Origin of the sequence: Bradyrhizobium sp. NDS-1, assembly GCF_032918005.1 — a bacterium.
In the GTDB taxonomy this organism is placed as follows: Bacteria; Pseudomonadota; Alphaproteobacteria; order Rhizobiales; family Xanthobacteraceae; genus Bradyrhizobium; species Bradyrhizobium tunisiense.
This window is the reverse complement of record NZ_CP136628.1, coordinates 1,535,779-1,554,827: the sequence shown is the minus strand read 5'-3', so window position 1 is coordinate 1,554,827 and position 19,049 is coordinate 1,535,779. Positions and strand designations below refer to the sequence as shown.

Genomic DNA, 19,049 nt, shown 5'->3' with positions numbered 1-19,049 from the left:
TGGAGGTGACATCATGCGCCGTCCAGCCTTTTCCAGTTTGCTTCTTGCGTCCGGTTTCCTTGCGCTCACCCTGTTGACGGCACCGACGGATGCCGCCGCCGAAGCGCGGCTCGCGCTGGTGATCGGCCAGTCCGCCTATCGCACGGTGCCGGAACTCCCCAACGCCGCCAACGACGCCAAGGGCATGACCGAACTGCTCGGCAATGCCGGCTTCACCGTCACCACGGCCGCCAATCTGGCGCAGAATGAGATGCGCGCGGCGATCTCCGATTTCGCCGGCAAGGTCAGCGCCAGCGGCGCCGACACCGTGGCGCTGGTGTTCTATGCCGGCCATGGCCTGCAGATCGACGGCGAGAACTATCTCGTTCCCGTCGATCTCGATCCCAAGCGCGAGGCCGACATTCCGCTGCAGGGCGTCCGGCTGAACGACATGCTCAACACGCTCGGCGCGCTGCCGACTCGGGCGCGCATCTTCATGCTCGATGCCTGCCGCAACAATCCATTCCCCGCGCTCAGCGGCGCTGGCCACGGGCTTGCGATCGTCGACACCAAGGCCGGCGCACCCGGCTCCTTCATCTCCTATTCGACCTCGCCCGGCGCCGAAGCCGAGGACGGCAACGGCATCGACAGCCCCTACACCGCGGCCGTGCTGACCGTCGCCAAGCAGCCCAATCTGCCGATCGAGGAGGTGTTCAAGCGCATCCGTGTCGCCGTCGCGCAATCGACCGACGGACGGCAGATCCCCTGGGAAAGCTCCTCGCTGACCACCGACTTCAAGTTTTTCGGCGAGAGCAGCGGCAGCACGCCCGCTCTTCCCGGCGCATCCGCGATGGCGCTTGCCGGCGGCACGCGCAGCCTGGAGGACTGGCGCAAGGAATTGCGCGGCAAGCCCGCCATGGTCGCCTACGAGCTCGTGATCACCGAAGACACCGTGGAGGCGTATCAGGCCTATATCGAGCTCTACGCACAGGACACCCGCACGCCTCGCCTGCGCACGGTGCTGGAACGGCGCCGCCAGATGCTGGCCTGGGAGCGCGCCACCGCGATCAACACCCGCGCTTCGTTCGAAGCGTATCTTGCGAACTGGGACAACAGCGACCTCGCTGCAACCGCACGCAGGCTGCTGCTTCGCGTGCAGAACCGCAACTACGGCCTGCCCGTCTCCGCCGCGGCGACGCCGGCTCCGGTCGCAGTCGCGATGGCGCCGACCTGCCCGTGCTCGGCGCCGACACCGCCGGCAACGCCCGCCAATCCGAGTGTACCGCCCATCATCAAGAAGCGCGTCGACGACACGCCGCCGAAGCGCAAGGTGGTCGAGACGCCGCCCAAGCGCCGTCCGCCGCCCGAGGAAGTGGTCTATGAGCGCGCGCCCCCTCCAGGTCCGCCGCCCGCCGCCGTCATGCAGGGCATCGGCGTCGGTATCGGGATCGGCATCGGGATGGGCGGCGGCCGCGGCGGCGGCGACCATTATCGCGGCGACTACCGCAGATACTGAGCCTGTCGGCACAACCGCATTCGCGCATACCACGAGGCTGTCATGCCCGGGCTTGTCCCGGGCATCCACGTTCTTCACCCGTGACAAGGCGGTCCTGGTTCTATTCCGCTAGCGCAGGATAATCGCGCTGCACCGCCTCGCGGACCCAGCTGGCCTGGATTGCGCGCGACAGTATCTGGGCGGTCTTTATATCGTCGGCCTTCACGCAGAGATCGACGATGCGGCGGACCGCGTCGTCGCGCATCAGATCGTCGGAAATCTTCATCGCGATCTCCATCGCGTTGCGCGCCGCACGTTCATAGCGTTCGCGTTCGCCGGACTGCGCGGAAGCTCCGACGGCCTCGGCGCATACCCTCGCATCCTGGCATATCTTGCGGATGCGGTCGGCCGCTTCGATGTCGCCGATCGGTCCCTGGACCGGCTCGTCCCAGATATCCGCCGGGCGCGGCCTTGCAAACCACCTCATCCCGTCCCCCCGTCGCGCCTCGTCCAGCTTCATGGCGGCATAGTTCGCAAGCGTGTTCAGGAGATGCGGCGCGGCCCGATCGCCTCGAACTGCGCCTTCTGCTCGTCGTTCAGCGTGGCGTAGAAATCATCGAGCGCCGCGCGCACCGACTTGATGCCATCCAGCATCAGCTCGAGCCGCTTGCGGATAGCGGCCATGCGCGCCGGCGGTGTCATCACCTCATTGGGCTCGCAGGCCGCCTTGAGCGATGCGCTGACCTTGGCGCTGGTATCCTGGAGCACCTGGAGCGCAGCGCGCTGGGTGTCGTTCGGACGAAGCCTCTCCTCGAGAGTGGCACCGGGCCAATCGAACGCGGCGGACGCGCTGCAAGTCTGCACCGGCGATCCGCTCGCATTGCCCGACGCCGTCGCGCGCCGCTGATCGTCGGCCAGCGCATTGAAGCGCGCCTTCTGCTCGTCGGTGAGCGAACCATAGAACTGGTCGAGCGCAGGCTGGACCAGGTCGACGGCCTTCTGCATCGCCTCGACACGCTGCTGCATCGTCGCGAGCCGGCCGGGCGCCGTCGCTGCGGCCTGCGTGGGACAGGATGTGCGGATCAGCGCTGCCGCGTCGATCGAGGCGTTGCCGAGCGCATCGAGAGCGGCGCCCTGCGCATCCGTCGGCTGCACCGCAGCTGCGATCTGGTCGATCGGCAGACCGACGATGGCACGGCGGTCACTGCCACAGAGCTGATCGAGCGGGGCACTGCGCGCCCGCCGCCGCCCCTGCGGCTGCTGTGGCAGATAGGCCGACAGGCGGTCATAGCCATAGGGGCCGAATAGGCCGGCATAGATGTCCGGATAGCCGTAGCCCCAGAAGCCGAGCCCGTCGCCCCAGATCGTGTAGTCGTAGAGATCATTGTAGGCGAACGGCCAGAACAGCGGCCCAACCCAGCCGTAACCGCCACCGGCATGCTGCCACCATCCGCTGCTTGCGCCGCTCCAGCCGGCCAGCGCGGCCGCGGCCACGAGCTGTGCGCGCGCCGACGGATTGCTGATCAACCGGCCATTGCGGAATGCGCTGGAGTTCAGGGCATTGCGAAAGTTTGCGGGCCGGATCGCCGCATTGCGGATCTGACCGAAATTGGGGCCGCCGCGCCGTGCACCGGTCGTGAACCGGACGGCGCGATGATGTCCGCCATGCGCGTGCCCGCCGCCGTGACCGCGGAAATGGCCGCCGCCGCGCCCGCCTCCATGGCCCCCGCCATGACCACCGCCATGTCCGCCCTTCGCGAACGCCGCGCCCGCCAGCATGCAGGCAAATGCCACAGCGGCTATTCCCATGACCGGTCGCATATCGCACCCTCCCGCGCAAAGCCGTGCCATTGAGGCACCGGAACTTGGCGGGAATTGGAACCGGCGGGATTGCCGAAAGTTCCCGGTTCCCACGGTTCGCCGGCGCTACACCTCCGGCACGATCTTGCCGGGGTTGAAAATATTGAGCGGATCGAGCGCCTTTTTGAGCGCCCGCATCGCATCCAGCGCTTCAGGACCTAGCTCGGCCTTGAGGTATTTCTGCTTGCCCTGGCCGATGCCGTGCTCGCCGGTGCAGGTGCCGTCCATCGCCTGCGCGCGTTCGACCAGGCGATGCATGAACTCCTCGCCGCGCGCCATCTCGCCCGCGTCGTTGGTGTCGCAGACCAGCGAGCAATGAAAATTGCCGTCGCCGACATGGCCGACGATAGGCGACAGCAGATTGAGGCGCTTGAGATCCTCCTCGGTCTCGCTGACGCAATCGGCGAGCCGTGAAATCGGCACGCAGACATCGGTCGCAACCACGCCGATGCTGTCACCGGGCCGCAGCGCCTTCACCGACCAATAGGCATCGTGCCGGGCCTGCCACAGTTTCGTGCGGTCCTCCGGCTTGGTGGTCCAGGAGAAATCACCGCCGCCGCAGTCCTTCGCGATCTCGCCGAAGGCCTTGGACTGCTCGGCGACCTCGATCTCACTGCCGTGGAATTCCATCAAGAGCAGCGGCGTCTCCGGCAGCGTAAGCTTGGAATAGGCGTTGCAGGCCTGCACTTGCGCGGCGTTGAGCAACTCGATGCGCGCCACGGGAATACCGGTCTGGATCGCCAGGATCACGGCCTGACAGGCGCCGTGCACGCTCTCGAACGACACCGCACCGGCCGCGATCGTCTCGGGAATGCCGCGGAGGCGGATGGTCAGCTCCGAGATGATGCCGAGCGTGCCTTCGGCCCCGACGAACAGATGCGTGAGGTCGTAACCCGCGGATGATTTCTTGGCGCGCGTGCCCGTCGTAATGATCTCGCCGTCTCCGCGCACCACCTTCAGTGCCAGCACGCTGTCGCGCATGGTGCCGTAGCGGACCGCATTGGTGCCGGAGGCGCGGGTCGAGGCCATGCCGCCGAGAGAGGCATCCGCGCCGGGATCGATCGGGAAGAACAGGCCCTGGTCGCGCAGATGCTCGTTCAGCGCCTTGCGGGTGACGCCGGGCTCGATCACGCAGTCGAGGTCCTCGGCATGCACCGCCAGCACCTTGTTCATGTCGCGCAGATCGATCGAGATCCCGCCGGCGGGTGCGTTGACCTGGCCCTCGAGCGAGGTGCCGGTGCCGAAGGGAATGACGGGCACACGATTTTTAGCGCAGATCCGCACCACGTCCTGGATGTCGACGGTCTCCTGCGCCATCACCACCCCATCAGGCGGCTGGTTGGGGAGCCAGGTGGTGGTATGGCCGTGCTGCTCGCGGACGGCCTGCGAGGTGATCAGGCGGTTGCCGAAGCGTGCGGCAAGCTGCTCCAGCGCGCTCGCGAGGGCTTTCGGCTCCGGCCGCGGCGGATTATTGGTGATGGTGGTGCCCACGGAATTCCTCCCGACAGAAGAACCGTGGCAAAGGACATAAAACCGGTCAAGTCAAGCGACCGGACGCATGGCTAGGGAAGAACATATGCCGGAGACTGCCGCCTCAACGCCGAAAGCAGAGCCGTTCCGCGCCGCGATCATGCAGATCGAGCCGCAATGGATCGACTATAACGGCCATCTGAACATGGCCTATTACAACGTGATGTTCGACCGTGCGATCGACCAGCTTTGGCTCGAGCTCGGGATGGGGCCGGCCTACATGAAGGAGCGAGGCGGCTCGAGCTTCACCGCCGAATGCCACGTGCGCTATTTGCGCGAAATCCACCTCGGCGATCCCGTGCAGATCTTCGTCTGGTTGCTGGAGGCCGACGACAAGCGGCTCCACACGTTCGAGGAGATGCGGCATGCCAGCGAAGGCTGGCTCTCGGCGACTTCCGAGAACATGTCGCTGCATATGGATATGACTACGCGGCGCGTCGCGCCGCTTCCGCTCGATATTCGCGAGCGTATCGCTGCGGTGACAAAGGCCCACAGCGCCGCACCGCGGCCCGAGGGCATCGGCCGGAACGTGGCGATGCCCTCGAAGCGGTAAGCGCTATATCCTGTTGCGGCCGCGCGCCAAGCCCACCACGGCCGAGACCAGGAACAGAACAACCGCGATGAAGAAGATGATCTTGGCGATCTCGATCGAAGCGCCGGCGATGCCGCCGAAGCCTAGAATGCCGGCGATCAGCGCGATAACCAGAAACGTCACAACCCAGCCAAGCATGGTCAAACCCTCGTCTTGATGTCCGTTTGCGTCTGGCGCGGCTGACCGCACCACCTGTCCAGACAATCTCGACGCCGGAACGATGGTTCCGGCCGGCACAGGATGGAAATTCGCAGGGCCTGCAGGAACAAATTGGCTTGCCGCGCACGTGGAAAACCTCGTTCGGCCGCCCCATATAGGCACCAATCCCTGTTAAGAAGGCTCCCTTCCACCACCCCGCGGTGCCATCGTGGGGCCGATGATTCGCATGACCGAGCCGAGCAAGATCACCAGCGTACCCGACCACCAGCCCGCAGCCGGCGGCATCGCCGCGCGTGCGCGCGCGTCCGTGGGCCCGAAATATCTCTCCGGCCTCAATCCGGAACAGCGCGAGGCGGTGGAGACGCTCGACGGCCCGGTTCTGGTGCTGGCCGGCGCCGGCACCGGCAAGACGCGCGTGCTGACGACGCGTATCGCCCATATCCTGAGCCAGGGCCGCGCCCGTCCCGCGGAGATCTTGTCGGTGACCTTCACCAACAAGGCCGCGCGCGAGATGAAGCACCGGCTCGGCCAGATGCTTGGCCACGCCGTCGAGGGCATGCCGTGGCTCGGCACCTTCCACTCCATCGGCGGCCGCATCCTGCGCGTCCACGCCGAGCTGGCTCAGCTCAAGTCGAACTTCACCGTGCTCGATGTCGACGACCAGGTGCGGCTGCTCAAGCAGTTGCTCCAGGCCGAGAACATCGACGACAAGCGCTGGCCGGCGCGGATGCTGGCCGGCCTGATCGACGGCTGGAAGAACCGCGGCCTGATGCCGTCGCAGGTGCCCTCGGGCGAGGCCGCCACCTTCGCCAACGGCAAGGGCGGCAAGCTCTATGCGAATTATCAGGAGCGACTGAAGATCCTGAACGCTGCGGATTTCGGCGATCTGCTGCTGGAGAACATCCGCATCTTCCGCGAGCACCCGGATATCCTGCGGCAATACCAGCAGCGCTTCAAGTTCATCCTGGTCGACGAATATCAGGACACCAACGTCGCGCAATATCTGTGGCTGCGGCTGCTGTCGCAGGCGCCCGCTGCAGCCGCGAAGCCAGCCGCCCCGGCCGTCATTCCGGGGCAGCTCGAAGAGCCGAACCTGGAATCCGGCAGTGAGTCCGACGATCGAGATTCCGGGTCTGCGCCTTCGGCGCATCCCGGAAGGACGGAGCGGGCGGCGATTGCAGCCGCTCCCGCCGCCCCCACCAAAAACATCTGCTGCGTCGGCGACGACGACCAGTCGATCTATGGCTGGCGCGGCGCCGAGGTCGATAACATCCTGCGCTTCGACCACGATTTCCCCGGCGCCAAGGTCATTCGCCTGGAGCGCAACTATCGCTCGACCGGGCACATCCTCGCTGCCGCCTCGCATCTGATCGCGCACAATGAAGGCCGGCTCGGCAAGACGCTGCGCACCGAGGACCAGGACGGCGAGAAGGTCACGGTGACGGGCTCGTGGGATTCGGAAGAGGAAGCCCGCGGCATCGGCGAGGAAATCGAGCAGATCCAGCGCCGCGGCGAGAAGCTGAACGAGGTCGCGATTCTCGTGCGCGCCTCCTACCAGATGCGCGAGTTCGAAGACCGCTTCGTCACGCTCGGCCTGCCCTACCGCGTCATCGGCGGCCCGCGCTTCTACGAGCGCGCGGAAATCCGCGACGCGCTGGCGTATTTGCGGGTCATCAACTCCCCGGCCGACGACCTCGCCTTCGAGCGCATCGTCAACGTGCCGAAGCGGGGCCTCGGCGATGCCACCGTGCAGATGCTGCACGACCACGCCCGCAAGCGCCGCATTCCGCTGTTCGAGGCGGCCCGCGCGGTGGTCGAGACCGACGAACTGAAGCCGAAGGCGCGCGGCTCGCTTCGCGACGTCGTCGCCCAGTTCGATCGCTGGCGCGCCCAGCGCGAGGTCACCGCCCACACCGATCTCGCCCAGATCGTGCTCGACGAGAGCGGCTATACGGAGATGTGGCAGAAGGACCGTTCGGCGGACGCCGCGGGCCGGCTGGAGAACCTGAAAGAACTGGTGCGCTCGATGGAGGAGTTCGAGAACCTGCAAGGGTTCCTCGAGCACATCTCACTGGTGATGGACCGCGACAGCGGCGCCGATGAGGATGCGGTGTCGCTGATGACGTTGCATTCGGCCAAGGGGCTGGAATTCGACAACGTGTTCCTGCCCGGCTGGGAAGAAGGCCTGTTCCCGAGCCAGCGCACGCTGGACGAACAGGGCCGCGCCGGCCTGGAAGAAGAACGCCGGCTCGGCCATGTCGGTTTGACCCGCGCCCGCCGCCGCGCGATGATCTATTTCGCGACCAACCGGCGCATCCACGGCACCTGGTCGACCACGATCCCCTCGCGCTTCCTCGACGAACTGCCCGCGGCCAATGTCGAGATCACGGAATCCAAGGGCGGCTCGGCCTGGGGCGGCACCGGCGGCTACGGCGCCTCCCGCTTCGACGACATGGAGGCGTTCGGCTCCACCTATTCGACGCCGGGCTGGCAGCGCGCGCAGGCCAACCGCAACCGAGGTGGACAAGGCGGCCGCAATGGTGGCGGGCGCGGCGGTTTCGAGGAAGAGGCCGCGACGTTCTCCTCCTCCTCGACATCGGGCCCCGATTTCGGCAGCTTCTCCTCGCGCCGTCGCGGTCCCCTGACGATCGAGGGCGAACTGGTCGCCAAATCCACCGGCACCACCTCGGAATTCTCGCTGTCCGACCGCGTCTTCCACCAGAAATTCGGCTACGGCCGCGTCACCAGGATCGACGGCAACAAGCTCACCATCGCCTTCGATAAGGCCGGCGAGAAGAAGGTCGTGGACAGCTTCGTGCAGCGGGCGTGAGGCCCGCGATATGGCTCAGTACGTTGCCATCATCGAGGACACCGATCCGGACGAAGCCGTGGGCCTCTGGTTCCCCGACCTGCCCGGTTGCATTTCCGGCGGTGACGATGTCGACGAGGCCCTGGAGAATGCGCCCGAGGCACTCGCGTTCTATGCGCAGGAGCTGATCGCGGACGGCCGGCAGCTTCCGCCGCCGCGGACGCTGGACGAGCTCAAGGCCGCCCCTGAATTTGCCGACGATCTGGGGAAGCACACGGTCGTCCTGATCGAATGGCCGCCCCTCGCCGAGGCCCCGGAGTGAGGATTGTTCGCCGCACTGGCCGGACGTTCGACGGTTCTGGTCCGAACAGCCCTTGACCATCGCGAACTTCCCCGTATCAGATGCAACCCATGGTCCGGGGCTCCGTCATATTGATCGTGCTTGCATTGGGGATGCCGTCGCTCAGCGCGGCGCAGACGATGAGCTTTGGCGATTCGATCGGCAAGCTGGCGGCGAGCTGCGGCGCGGAAATCGTTGCCAATTGCCGCGGCGTCAATCCGGATTCGAACCGGCTGAAGGAATGCCTGTCGCGTAACCGCGATGTGCTTTCGCCGCAATGCACGAGCGACTATCTCGGCGTGTTCGACGCCATCCAGAAGCGCGTGGCCGCGCGCGTCACGGTGGCGAACGCCTGCCAGCGCGAGATCGTCAAGGTCTGCGGCGGCTCGACCAAGGAGACCAGCAAGTCGGTCCCCTGCCTGGTCTCGACGCCCAAGGGCATCAGCAACAATTGCCTCAAGGCCGTCGACGATGCGGGGTATCGCTGATGCGCGCGAAGGGGCTCGCCACCGCCGGACTAGGCATCGCCCTGGGCTTCGCTCTGCTCGCGGACACCGCACGCGCCCAGACGGCGGCTCCGACCCGCGACGACATCGTCGCCAAGCTCAACCGTTTCGAGCAAGCCGCCGAGATCGACCTTCACGCGCTGAAGCAGCAGGTGATGGAGCGCGCCAAGACCAGGATCAAGAACGATCCCGGTCCGGTGAACCGGCCGCTGATCGCACCCGATCTCGCCCAGTTGCCCGCCTTCAACGCGCAGATCCAGTTCGACGCCGACACGCCGATCATCCAGCCGGCCTCCTACCAGACCGTCGGCCGCATCGCGGACGCGCTGGTTCATTCCTCGCTGCTGCCCTACACCTTCCTGATCGTGGGCCATGTCGAATCCAACTCGAAGACGCGCGAGGCCAATGCGATCCTGAGCCAGCGCCGCGCGGACGCGATCCGCGACGTGCTGGTGAACACGTTCAAGATCTCGACCAAGCGGCTGCACCCGATCGGCCTCGGTGAAGAGCAGTTTCTCGACCGGGCCAAGCCGACGTCGGCCGTCAACGGCCAGTTGCAGATCCTGACCTATGCCAAGTTGCCTGAAGAGGCGCATCCGGCTGCGGCGCCTGCGCCTGCGGCGAAAAAGCCCGCGAAGAAGCGCTGAGTCAACGCGGCTTCGCGGCTGACGGAACCCTTTGAAGTTCTGATATTTTATAGCCTGTCGGGAGCGCACCAATACGGTTTTGCACGACAAGAGCGCCGGTTTGTGCACCGCCCGGTCCAGTGCTATAGCCTCTGTTCGCCCTTCCCGACCCCGTGCTGCATGAGACCGAAATGGGTGGCTATTTTCAGCGCCAACTTGCCGTTTATGTCGAGTACCATCGCGACCCCCGGAACACGGCGATGCATGTGGTCGGTATCCTGCTGTTGTTCACCGGCGCCGTGCTGCCGCTCACACTGGTCAAGCTGCCGCTGTTCGGTTTCGACGTCAGCCTGGCGGTGATCCTGGCCTTGCCGGTTCTGGTCTATTGGCTGTTGCTCGACATGGCGCTCGGGATCGGCATTCTCGCGGTCTCGATCGTGCTGTTTTCGGTTGCGGCGAGCATCGCGGCGCAAGTCAGCACCGCCACGATGTGGGCAATTTTCGCCGTGCTGGTAGCGCTCGGCCTCGCCGCGCAGGCTATCGGCCACAAGGTTTTTGAGGGCCGCGAAGCCTCATTGTTCACTTTTCCTTCGCATCTTTTGCTTGGACCGATGTTCGTAATGGCAAAATTATTCATTGCCTTGGGCTTCCGTCGCGACCTTGCCGCGATTCTGGCGCCTCTTCCGACCAATTCCCTATCAACCCGATAGCTCTATAAGCGAAACAGCAACCTTCTGCATGGCTCTCGTCCTGGTTACCGGTGGCAGTGGCTTCATCGGACATCATCTCGTCGAAGCGCTCCGTGCCCGTGGGCAGCGGGTACGTGTGCTCGACGTCCGCGCGCCGGCGGCGGCGAACACTGACGTTGAACATGTCCACGGCTCCGTGCTGGACAGCGCTGCGGTTGATACGGCGGTCGCCGGGGTCGATCAGGTCTATCACCTCGCCGGCCTGCCCGGCATGTGGGTCGCCAACAAGCAGGACTTTCACGAGGTCAATTGCCGGGGCACCGAGATTGTGCTCGCGGCCGCAATGAAGCGCGGCGTGTCGCGCTTTCTGCACTGCTCGACGGAATCGATCCTGTTCCCCTATTCCGACCTCAAAGGCGTTCCCGCCGAAGAGGCGCTGCAGCCGGCCGATGCGATGCCGGGCGCCTATACGCGGTCGAAGTCGCTCGCCGAGCATCATGCCGCCAAGGCGGCGGCCAACGGCTTTCCGCTGGTGATCGGCACGCCGACCATGCCGATCGGCGCCGCCGACCACAATCTGACGCCGCCGACGGCGATGCTGTGGTACTTCCTCCAGAAGAAAGTGCAGCCGCATCTCAACTTCCTGGTCAACCTCGTCGACGTGCGCGACGTCGCCATGGGCCTGGTGCTGACCATGGAGCGCGGACGCCTCGGCCAGCGCTACATCCTCGGCGGCGACTGCGTTCCGCTCGGCAACATCCTGCGGATGATGTCGGCGATGAGCGGCCGCCGGCAGTATCCGGTCGTCGTCCCCGGCAGGATCGCCGAGCTCTCCGCGATCATGCTCGAATACATCTCCGATCATGTCACGCGCCGGCCGCCCAACGGCACCGCCGAGGGCGTGCGCATCGCGCTCGCCGCCAGCGACCTCTCGATCGGCAAGGCGCGCACCGAGCTCGGCTATTCGCCGCGCCCGATCGAGCCCGTCTTGCGCGAAACCATCACCCATCTTCTCGCCCGCGGCGGCCAGCCGGCCTCCGGCGCCATCGAGCATCGCGCGCTCTCCTCGCGCGCGAGCTAACGCCGCCGCCTAACGCAAAGAACCTTCATGTCCTTCGATTTCAGCAAGCTTCTCTCCGTCGCCTGGGGTGGCTGGACCACGGCCTGGCCGACCAAAGTGCTGGCCTTGCTCTGGCTCGCCTTTCTCGCCAGCTGGGTCGGCGCTTCGTTTTGGCAAGGCCAGACCAAGAAGCAGGTCATGACGCTGGAGTCGCAGCGCTTTCGCTTGCCGATCCTGGTCGGCGGCATCCTGTACACGCCGTGGGTCGCGGAGATACTGGGCTGGAAGCCGCTCTGGGTGCTCGGCAACACCGGCATCGCCATTGCCGCAATCCTCTCGGCCGCCGGCATTGCCTTCGCCTGGTGGGGCCGACTGCATCTGGGAAAATTCTGGTCCAACGCCATCACCCAGAAGGAAGACCACCGCGTCATCGACACCGGCCCCTACGGCATCGTGCGTCACCCGATCTATACCGGCTTGATCTTCGGCATGCTCGTCACCGGCATCGCCATCGGCCTCGTAACGACGATCCTCGGTGCGATCCTGATCTCGCTCGGCATGTGGCAGAAGGGCCGGATGGAAGAGGTGTTCCTGTCCAAGGAGCTCGGCGAAGACGCCTACGGTGCCTATTGCCGCCGCGTGCCGATGATCATCCCGTTCCTGTCGCCGCGGTAGGTATAGTAACCCGCCTCCCTCTCGTGTCCCGGACGCGCTGCAGCGTGCAACGCTGCGGCGCTGCGTCCGGGGCAGGCGCACGACCGGCGCGCCGAGGAACCGCAATCCCTCTGGCCCGTTACCCGTCGACACCTGTCCGAACCGCAGAGCATCGAGCCATGTCGGATGCCTACGACTATTTTCGCGAGCATGCGATCGCCGCAATCCGCAAGGCGCGGACATTGCCGCCTGGGCGGCCGAAGCAGAAGCAGCGCACGGTGGCGCGTGTCTATCATCTGCTGTCCAAGGAGGCCGCACTGACGCCGAACCTCCATCATCTCGATGATTTTCGCGCGGCGCGACGGCTGGAGCGGCAGATCCGCCGCTGATCGACGGGCAAGCCGCCGGCGTTCGTCCCATGCAAATTCGATCGGCTGCTATTCCACGGGAATAGACCCCACGGGCGTACCGCACAGGTTGACGCGGGCCGCGTCAACCAGTTGGATGCGCGCGCAAACAGGGGCTTCTCATGACCTTTTCCAGCATCTTCGCGCAGTTCGTTGCGCTCCTCGGCGGCATCGCGCTGCAATGGCGCAAGCTGACGGGGACCGAGCCCGTGCCGGCCTGGGGAGAGAAGCCCGCCATCCCCGAAGCGAAGCCACAAGGTGCGATTCCGACGCTGAAGATGCCGACCGCGCGGGGCTGGAGCGAGGGACAGAAGCCGACAGTCGCGCCCGGGCTCAAGGTCAATGCGTTCGCGACCGGTCTCGATCATCCGCGCTGGATCGAGGTGCTGCCCAATGGCGACGTGCTGATCGCCGAAGCGACGCAGATCGCGGGCGCACCGAGGTCCGTGTTTCATTATGCGATGCAGGCCACCATGCGCCGCGCCGCGGCGCTCGGCGTTTCCGCCGACCGCATCACGCTGCTGCGCGACAAAAATGGCGACGGCGTCGCCGAAGTCCGCGGCGCCTTCATGGAAAACCTCAGCCAGCCGTTCGGCATGGCGCTGGTCGGCGACACCTTCTATGTCGGCAATACCGATGGCGTGATGGCGTTTCCTTACGTCGCGGGCGCCGACCGCATCACCGCGCCGGGCAAGCGGCTGACGACCTTCAAGCCGGGCGGACACTGGACACGCAGCCTCCTCGCAAGCCCGGACGGCAAGAAGCTGTATGCGGGTGTCGGCTCGCTCAGCAACATCGCCGAGATGGGCATGGAGGTCGAGGAGGGCCGCGCGGCGGTGTACGAGCTCGACCTCGTCGCCGGCACGCATCGCATTTTCGGCGCAGGCTTGCGCAATCCGGTGGGCCTTGCCTGGGAGCCGACTACGAATGTGCTCTGGACCGTGGTCAACGAGCGCGACGGCCTCGGCGACGAGACGCCGCCGGATTATCTCACCTCGGTGCGCGACGGCGGCTTCTATGGCTGGCCCTATTGCTACTGGGGCAAGACGGTGGACGATCGCGTGCCGCAGGATCCGGCGATGGTCGCAAAGGCGATTCAACCGGACTACGCGCTCGGCGGCCATACGGCTTCGCTCGGCCTGTGCTGGATGCCCGCGGGCACCCTGCCCGGCTTCGGGGACGGCATGGCAATCGGCCAGCACGGCTCGTGGAATCGCAGCAAGCTGTCCGGCTACAAGCTGGTGTTCGTCCCGTTCGAGAACGGCAGGCCTTCCGGCCCAGCGCGCGACATCCTGTCGGGCTTCCTCGCACCGGACGAGAAGGAATCCTACGGCCGCCCGGTCGGCGTCGTGATCGGACCGGACAAGAAGTCGCTGCTGATGGCCGACGACGTCGGCAACGTGATCTGGCGCGTGACGGGCGCGTAAGGGTTCACGTCCCTACACACAGCGTGGCGCGCTGCTTGCGCAGCAGCGCGATCACCGAGAGCGCGGTGATCAGGCCGGTCTTTGGATTTTCAGACGGGATGTTCTCGATCGCCATCGAGAAGCGCGCCGAATCCGCCTCGACCTCGATGCGGTGAACGTTGCGCGTCACGGTCGGGTCGGCCCAGATCTGCACCTGCGTGCGATCCGGCCCGACGCCCGCGAGCGACAGCGCCACCGCGACGTTGAGATTGGCCGGAAAGCCCTTGGCCGCTTCGCGCGCCGTGCCCTCGAACAGTTTGAGCGGCTCGCGCAAATTGTCGATGTCGATGTTGTTCTGGACGATGAACGGCGCGCCCTTCAAGCCGTCGATCGGCTTGCGGGTCACCATCTTCACCGAATGAATGGTGCCGATTGCGGCGGCGTTGACGGCGTCGAGCCCGATCAGTGCGCCCGTGGGCACGATGATGCGGCCGCCATTGGTGCGGGCGAGGTCGACGAGATCGAAATGATCGAGCAGCCCGCCGACGCTGACCACGATAGCTGCCTTGCCGCGCGTCACCGCGGGCTCGACGATTGCGCGCAACTGACTGCTCGGCGCACATTCCACCACGATGTCGGCGGCGTCGCCGAGCTGGGCGATCGGCAGCACGGATGGCGGGGAGCACAAGCCGCTCAAGAAGGCTTGATGCTTGGCGGCATCGCGCACGGCGACGGCCGACAGCGTCAAGCCCTCAATGCCCTGATCGAGGGCTGTCGCGACCTTGGTGCCGATCGAGCCCAAGCCCGCGATGGCAACGCGCAACTCGCCCGACGCTCTCTGTTCAGTCATCGCACTCACCTTTGATCCGGCTGCCGTCATAGCGCCTCACGCCTCCCGCGCATAGCTGCGCAGCCGCGCCGCGAGCACAGCCAGCATGGCGTCGCGGGCCGGATCGCGCGAGCCGCGCAGCCAGGCCGCGGCGAGCGGCAGGCGGCCGACGGGACCGCTCTGCTTCGGCCGGAGCGGCACGAAGCGCACGCCTGTCACCGCCATTCGCGCGGTCCAGCGCGGCACGATGGCGACGCCGAGCCGTGTTGCCACCAGGTTGATGATGGTCTGCTTCTCATCGGCGACCTGCACCATGCGTGGCGTCAACCCAGCCTGTTCGAACAGCTTCATCGTGAGGTCGTGGCTGTGCGGCCGCGAGCGGCGGTCCGGTACCAGCATCGCCTCGTCCGCAATCTCGGCCAGCGTGATCGACGTCCTCTTGGCCAGCGCGTGCCGCTGCGGGAATGCCACGACCGCGGTCTCCAGGAGCAGATCGCGGAATTCGAGCCGCTTGTCCGCAGTGGCGGGCGGGCGAACAAAGGCGACATCGAGCGCGCCGCTCAAGATCTTCGGCAGCAGCCGGACGGTCTTGTCTTCCAGAAGCTGCACTGCGATTGCCGGGTGCCTGACGCGGAAATCTCGGAGCAGCGGCGGCAGCAATCCGGCCGCTGCACTATCGATGGCGCCGATCCGGAGCCGGCGCGCGGCGCCGGCGCGCGAGCGGTTGCGCAAATTGTTCTCGGCCGCCTCGACCCTGGCGAGAATGGCACGCGCATCGCGCAGCAACGTCGTGCCGTCCTCAGTGAGCGCCACCGCACGCGTCGTCCGCGCGAACAGCCGCGCTCCCAAATCCTCTTCCAGCAGCCTGATCTGCCGGCCGAGCGCGGATGGCAGCATCTGCAGCTGCTGTGCCGCGCGGCCGAAATGCAGCTGCTCGGCCGCCGCCAGGAAGCATCGGAGCTGATGCAATTCCATTCCGCAAAATCCTCTCGTCCCGCGCCACGATGATTATATCATTTTTTTGTATAAACCAGCGTCAATTGAGCTCGCGCTGCACTCCCGTCTAGACTTGCCGGCAACGCGGACGGCCCGACAGGCCGGCACGATCTCTCACACGGAGCCTCCCCCATGCGCACCCATTCCATCGCAGCCATTCCCGCCGACGGCATCGGCCCCGAGGTGATCTCGGCCGGTGTCCGCGTGCTGGAGGCGCTGGCGAAACGCAGCGGGGACCTCGCCTTCAACGTCAGGACGTTCGACTGGGGCTCGGACTATTACAAGAAGCACGGCGTGATGATGCCGGCCGACGGCCTCGCCGAACTGAAGAAGTTCGACGCGATCTATTTCGGCGCGGTCGGCGCCCCTGACGTGCCCGACCACGTCACGCTGTGGGGCCTGCGGCTGCCGATCTGCCAGGGTTTTGACCAATATGCCAATGTGCGCCCAACCAGGATATTACCGGGCGTGGCCTCGCCGCTGCGCGATGTCGGCGTAGGCGATCTCGACTGGGTGATCGTGCGCGAGAATTCGGAAGGCGAATATGCCGGCATGGGCGGCCGCGCGCACAAGGGCCTGCCGGAAGAGGTCGGCACTGAAGTTGCGGTCTTCACCCGCGTCGGCGTCACCCGTATCATGCGTTATGCGTTCCAGCTCGCGCAGTCGCGGCCGCGCAAGTTCCTGACCGTCGTGACCAAGTCGAACGCGCAGCGCCACGGCATGGTGATGTGGGACGAGATCGCGGCCGAGGTCGCGGCCGAATTCCCCGACGTCACCTGGGACAAGATGCTGGTCGATGCCATGACGGTGCGCATGACGCTGCATCCGAAGAGCCTCGACACCATCGTGGCGACCAATCTGCACGCCGACATCCTGTCCGACCTCGCCGGCGCGCTGGCGGGCAGCCTCGGCGTGGCGCCAACCGCCAACATCGATCCGCAGCGCCGCTTCCCCTCGATGTTCGAGCCGATCCACGGCTCGGCTTTCGACATCACCGGCAAGGGCATCGCCAATCCGGTCGCGACCTTCTGGACCGGCGCGCAGATGCTCGAGCATCTCGGCGAGAAGGATGCCGCAGTAAGGCTGATGGCGGCGGTCGAGAAAGTCTGCGCAGCCGGCGTGCTCACGCCCGACGTCGGCGGCAACGCGACGACGAAGGAAGTGACGGATGCCGTGATCGACGCCATCCACGGATCGAACGTCTAGCGGACGAATGTCGGCGAACCAATCCTGACGTCACTGCACGCCGTAGCGGGTGAACTCGTCGGCGATCTTGAGGTCGATCCTCTTCGCCGCCGAGACGTCGCGGTCGCCGCCGGCGTTGTCGCCCTGCCTCAGTCGGGCAAGTCCGCGTCCATAGAGCGCGCTTGCCAGGTTTGGCGCCAGGCGCAGCGCTGAACTGTAGTCGTCGACCGCGGCGGCGAGCTGCCCCATCTTCAGATGGATCAGTGCGCGTGAATCATAGGTCGCGGCGTCGCTCGATCCCGATTGAATGACCCTGTCGCAGTCGTCGAGACCGGCCTGCAGATCGCCGATCACCGCCCGGGCCCAGCAACGTCCGCTCCTCGCCCACGTCAAATTCGGATCGAGACGAATGGCCTCGTCAAAATCCAGCGCGGCCTGGTCATACCGCTTCAGCTTCAGGTGGGCTTGCGCACGATTGGCGAAGGCGCGGACATAAGCAGGATCGAGCCTGATGGCCTCGTCGAAGGACTTGACCGCGTCCTCGTAGGCCCCCTTCCGCAGATAGGCAACGCCGCGATTGTTCACCGGCTTGACGTAGCCCTCGGCGAGCTCGATCGCGCGATCGAAATCGCTGATTGCGCGGTCGTACTCCGCCGCCGCGGCAAAGGCGTTGCCACGGTTGTTATAAGCCAGAGGCAGCGCGGCGGGCTTGGTATCGCTCGAATTGATGAGCGCCGTGCAGCCGGCGACCCGGGCCTGGGCCGGAATACGGTCCGAGCCATTGCACTGCTCGATGCTCCTGAGGTGGCTATTCTTCTGCGGTTGCTGCGCGCCCGCCGGCAAGCCGAGCGACAGCATCACGAGCGCGGACGCGACGCTGTCGATGATGGCGGCTCGGATGGTCATGCCCGTGTCGCTTCAGCACCCTCTGCAAATGTTCGGCCTCGGACCGCTCCCCCGTTCGGGCGTGACAGCAGTCACGTGCTTCTTTGCCAGTTTGCTCTTGCCCTCCTCGATGAGAGTCGAGAACTTGACCGCGCCGTCATCCGCAATTTCGATGTGCGGCGTAGTGCCTCGGATTCCCATCGTTGCAACGGGCGTATCGACCTTCATGTCGCCGGTCCTGGCGATCTGGCCGGCGACGAAAGTCGCCGTGCCTTTGGCCAGATTGAAAAATGTGGCATTGGACTTGCCGTCGGGATCATAAACGTACTCATCCAGGGTCATGCGCGCGTTGCTCGACAAATTGAACGAAGAGCCATCGCTGAAATTGATGCTGACACGGCTGTCCGCCCCCGTTTGCACGACGTCGCGGAGATAGACGGCATCGCCGGTTTTTGCCTGAGCGGGGTCACCGAGGTTCGCCTGGACGACGGCCGCACCCTGGTGCTCGATCGAGACCGAACCTGTGACGGCTACGACCTTGCCAATGGGTTTTGGCACCGCATCATCGGAGCCACGTATCACGGGATTGACTGGAGTCTGCGCTTGCGCGGCGAGACCACCCGCGGATGCCAAAATGAAGCCGGTGACCAAAACTGCAATCATATGTCTGCACATGACCCGCCCTTTCCGAGAAGGATGTGGTTTGCGAGCCGCTCGATGGAGCTGTATGAGCCCTAGGTAGGGCTCGCAATTCGTGCACTGCCAATTTCTACAACCTGGATCGGTCCTAACGGACCTGCCTTCCAGACAAAGTATCTCCGAAATTGATGTTAGGCCCAAGCCGTTTGCTTGACCAGCGAAATTGAGCTAAATGTCACGTTGCTTGATCGTCAACTTCTAGAGAGCGCAAATTGTTGCTGCGGAGAGACATCTCCGCTGAACCGGCCATCGTCTTGGCCATACCTATAGAGATCGATTTTTTACAGAACTTCTTCGGCGTGCAGGCCTGGGGTTGCTAACGCCAAAAATTGCATATTGAGCC

General features: G+C 65.4%; 20 protein-coding genes. 12 read left to right on the top strand and 8 right to left on the bottom strand.

The features are described 5' to 3' along the window. Positions 1-13: 13 nt before the first annotated feature. Entirely contained in the window at positions 14-1,495 is a 1,482-nt protein-coding gene (locus RX330_RS07365) for a caspase domain-containing protein (RefSeq protein ID WP_317242561.1), read from the top strand. Positions 1,496-1,595: 100 nt separating this feature from the next. On the opposite strand, the gene RX330_RS07360 is transcribed toward RX330_RS07365, so the two are convergent. From RX330_RS07360 to RX330_RS07350, 3 genes are all read right to left on the bottom strand, one after another. Continuing rightward, positions 1,596-1,961, bottom strand: a complete 366-nt coding sequence (locus tag RX330_RS07360) for a hypothetical protein (RefSeq protein WP_317242560.1) — start codon at positions 1,959-1,961, stop codon at positions 1,596-1,598. 56 nt (positions 1,962-2,017) lie between these two features. Next, entirely contained in the window at positions 2,018-3,295 is a 1,278-nt protein-coding gene (locus tag RX330_RS07355; protein ID WP_317242559.1) for a Spy/CpxP family protein refolding chaperone, read from the bottom strand. A gap of 105 nt (positions 3,296-3,400) precedes the next feature. Next, on the bottom strand, positions 3,401-4,825 hold the full coding sequence (locus RX330_RS07350) for an FAD-binding oxidoreductase (RefSeq protein ID WP_212080652.1): 1,425 nt from the start codon (positions 4,823-4,825) through the stop codon (positions 3,401-3,403). A gap of 85 nt (positions 4,826-4,910) precedes the next feature. On the opposite strand from RX330_RS07350, the gene RX330_RS07345 reads away from it, so the two are divergent. Further along, entirely contained in the window at positions 4,911-5,417 is a 507-nt protein-coding gene (locus RX330_RS07345) for a thioesterase family protein (protein ID WP_317242558.1), read from the top strand. A 3-nt stretch (positions 5,418-5,420) separates the two neighbouring features. Here RX330_RS07345 and RX330_RS07340 read toward each other — a convergent pair whose 3' ends face one another. Continuing rightward, complete coding sequence (locus tag RX330_RS07340) at positions 5,421-5,594, bottom strand: DUF1328 domain-containing protein (protein WP_008556598.1); 174 nt, start codon at positions 5,592-5,594, stop codon at positions 5,421-5,423. A gap of 238 nt (positions 5,595-5,832) precedes the next feature. Here RX330_RS07340 and RX330_RS07335 point away from each other — a divergent pair, with 238 nt between their 5' ends. From RX330_RS07335 to RX330_RS07295, 9 genes are all read left to right on the top strand, one after another. Further along, positions 5,833-8,445, top strand: a complete 2,613-nt coding sequence (locus tag RX330_RS07335; RefSeq protein WP_212080650.1) for an ATP-dependent helicase — start codon at positions 5,833-5,835, stop codon at positions 8,443-8,445. A gap of 10 nt (positions 8,446-8,455) precedes the next feature. After that, positions 8,456-8,746: a type II toxin-antitoxin system HicB family antitoxin gene (locus RX330_RS07330; protein WP_212080649.1), complete on the top strand. Its 291-nt coding sequence runs from the start codon at positions 8,456-8,458 to the stop codon at positions 8,744-8,746. A gap of 89 nt (positions 8,747-8,835) precedes the next feature. Beyond that, a complete protein-coding gene (locus tag RX330_RS07325; RefSeq protein WP_212080648.1) occupies positions 8,836-9,252 on the top strand; it encodes a hypothetical protein in 417 nt (138 codons plus the stop codon). Then, positions 9,252-9,917, top strand: coding sequence for an OmpA family protein (locus RX330_RS07320; protein WP_317242557.1), 666 nt, complete (start codon positions 9,252-9,254; stop codon positions 9,915-9,917). Before RX330_RS07325 ends, RX330_RS07320 begins: the two co-directional genes overlap by 1 nt. A gap of 170 nt (positions 9,918-10,087) precedes the next feature. Further along, positions 10,088-10,606, top strand: coding sequence for a DUF962 domain-containing protein (locus RX330_RS07315; protein ID WP_317242556.1), 519 nt, complete (start codon positions 10,088-10,090; stop codon positions 10,604-10,606). A 28-nt stretch (positions 10,607-10,634) separates the two neighbouring features. Beyond that, positions 10,635-11,666, top strand: a complete 1,032-nt coding sequence (locus RX330_RS07310) for an NAD-dependent epimerase/dehydratase family protein (RefSeq protein ID WP_212080645.1) — start codon at positions 10,635-10,637, stop codon at positions 11,664-11,666. A gap of 27 nt (positions 11,667-11,693) precedes the next feature. After that, positions 11,694-12,320, top strand: coding sequence for a methyltransferase family protein (locus RX330_RS07305; RefSeq protein ID WP_317242555.1), 627 nt, complete (start codon positions 11,694-11,696; stop codon positions 12,318-12,320). A gap of 158 nt (positions 12,321-12,478) precedes the next feature. Continuing rightward, positions 12,479-12,688, top strand: coding sequence for a hypothetical protein (locus RX330_RS07300; protein ID WP_212080643.1), 210 nt, complete (start codon positions 12,479-12,481; stop codon positions 12,686-12,688). 140 nt (positions 12,689-12,828) lie between these two features. Then, a complete protein-coding gene (locus tag RX330_RS07295; RefSeq protein WP_212080642.1) occupies positions 12,829-14,133 on the top strand; it encodes a PQQ-dependent sugar dehydrogenase in 1,305 nt (434 codons plus the stop codon). 4 nt (positions 14,134-14,137) lie between these two features. Here the strand turns inward: RX330_RS07295 and RX330_RS07290 are convergent, their stop codons facing one another. Next, positions 14,138-14,962 carry an aspartate dehydrogenase gene (locus RX330_RS07290; RefSeq protein WP_317242554.1) on the bottom strand — a complete coding sequence of 275 codons (825 nt, stop codon included), beginning with the start codon at positions 14,960-14,962 and terminating at the stop codon, positions 14,138-14,140. A 36-nt stretch (positions 14,963-14,998) separates the two neighbouring features. Then, positions 14,999-15,916: a LysR substrate-binding domain-containing protein gene (locus RX330_RS07285; protein WP_317242553.1), complete on the bottom strand. Its 918-nt coding sequence runs from the start codon at positions 15,914-15,916 to the stop codon at positions 14,999-15,001. Positions 15,917-16,069: 153 nt separating this feature from the next. On the opposite strand from RX330_RS07285, the gene RX330_RS07280 reads away from it, so the two are divergent. Next, positions 16,070-17,143, top strand: coding sequence for a tartrate dehydrogenase (locus RX330_RS07280; RefSeq protein WP_317242552.1), 1,074 nt, complete (start codon positions 16,070-16,072; stop codon positions 17,141-17,143). A 30-nt stretch (positions 17,144-17,173) separates the two neighbouring features. Here the strand turns inward: RX330_RS07280 and RX330_RS07275 are convergent, their stop codons facing one another. Together RX330_RS07275 and RX330_RS07270 are read right to left on the bottom strand one after the other, a co-directional pair. Beyond that, positions 17,174-18,028 carry a tetratricopeptide repeat protein gene (locus RX330_RS07275; RefSeq protein WP_317242551.1) on the bottom strand — a complete coding sequence of 285 codons (855 nt, stop codon included), beginning with the start codon at positions 18,026-18,028 and terminating at the stop codon, positions 17,174-17,176. Positions 18,029-18,040: 12 nt separating this feature from the next. After that, positions 18,041-18,670, bottom strand: coding sequence for a FecR family protein (locus tag RX330_RS07270; RefSeq protein ID WP_317242550.1), 630 nt, complete (start codon positions 18,668-18,670; stop codon positions 18,041-18,043). Between the last annotated feature and the right edge of the window lie 379 nt (positions 18,671-19,049).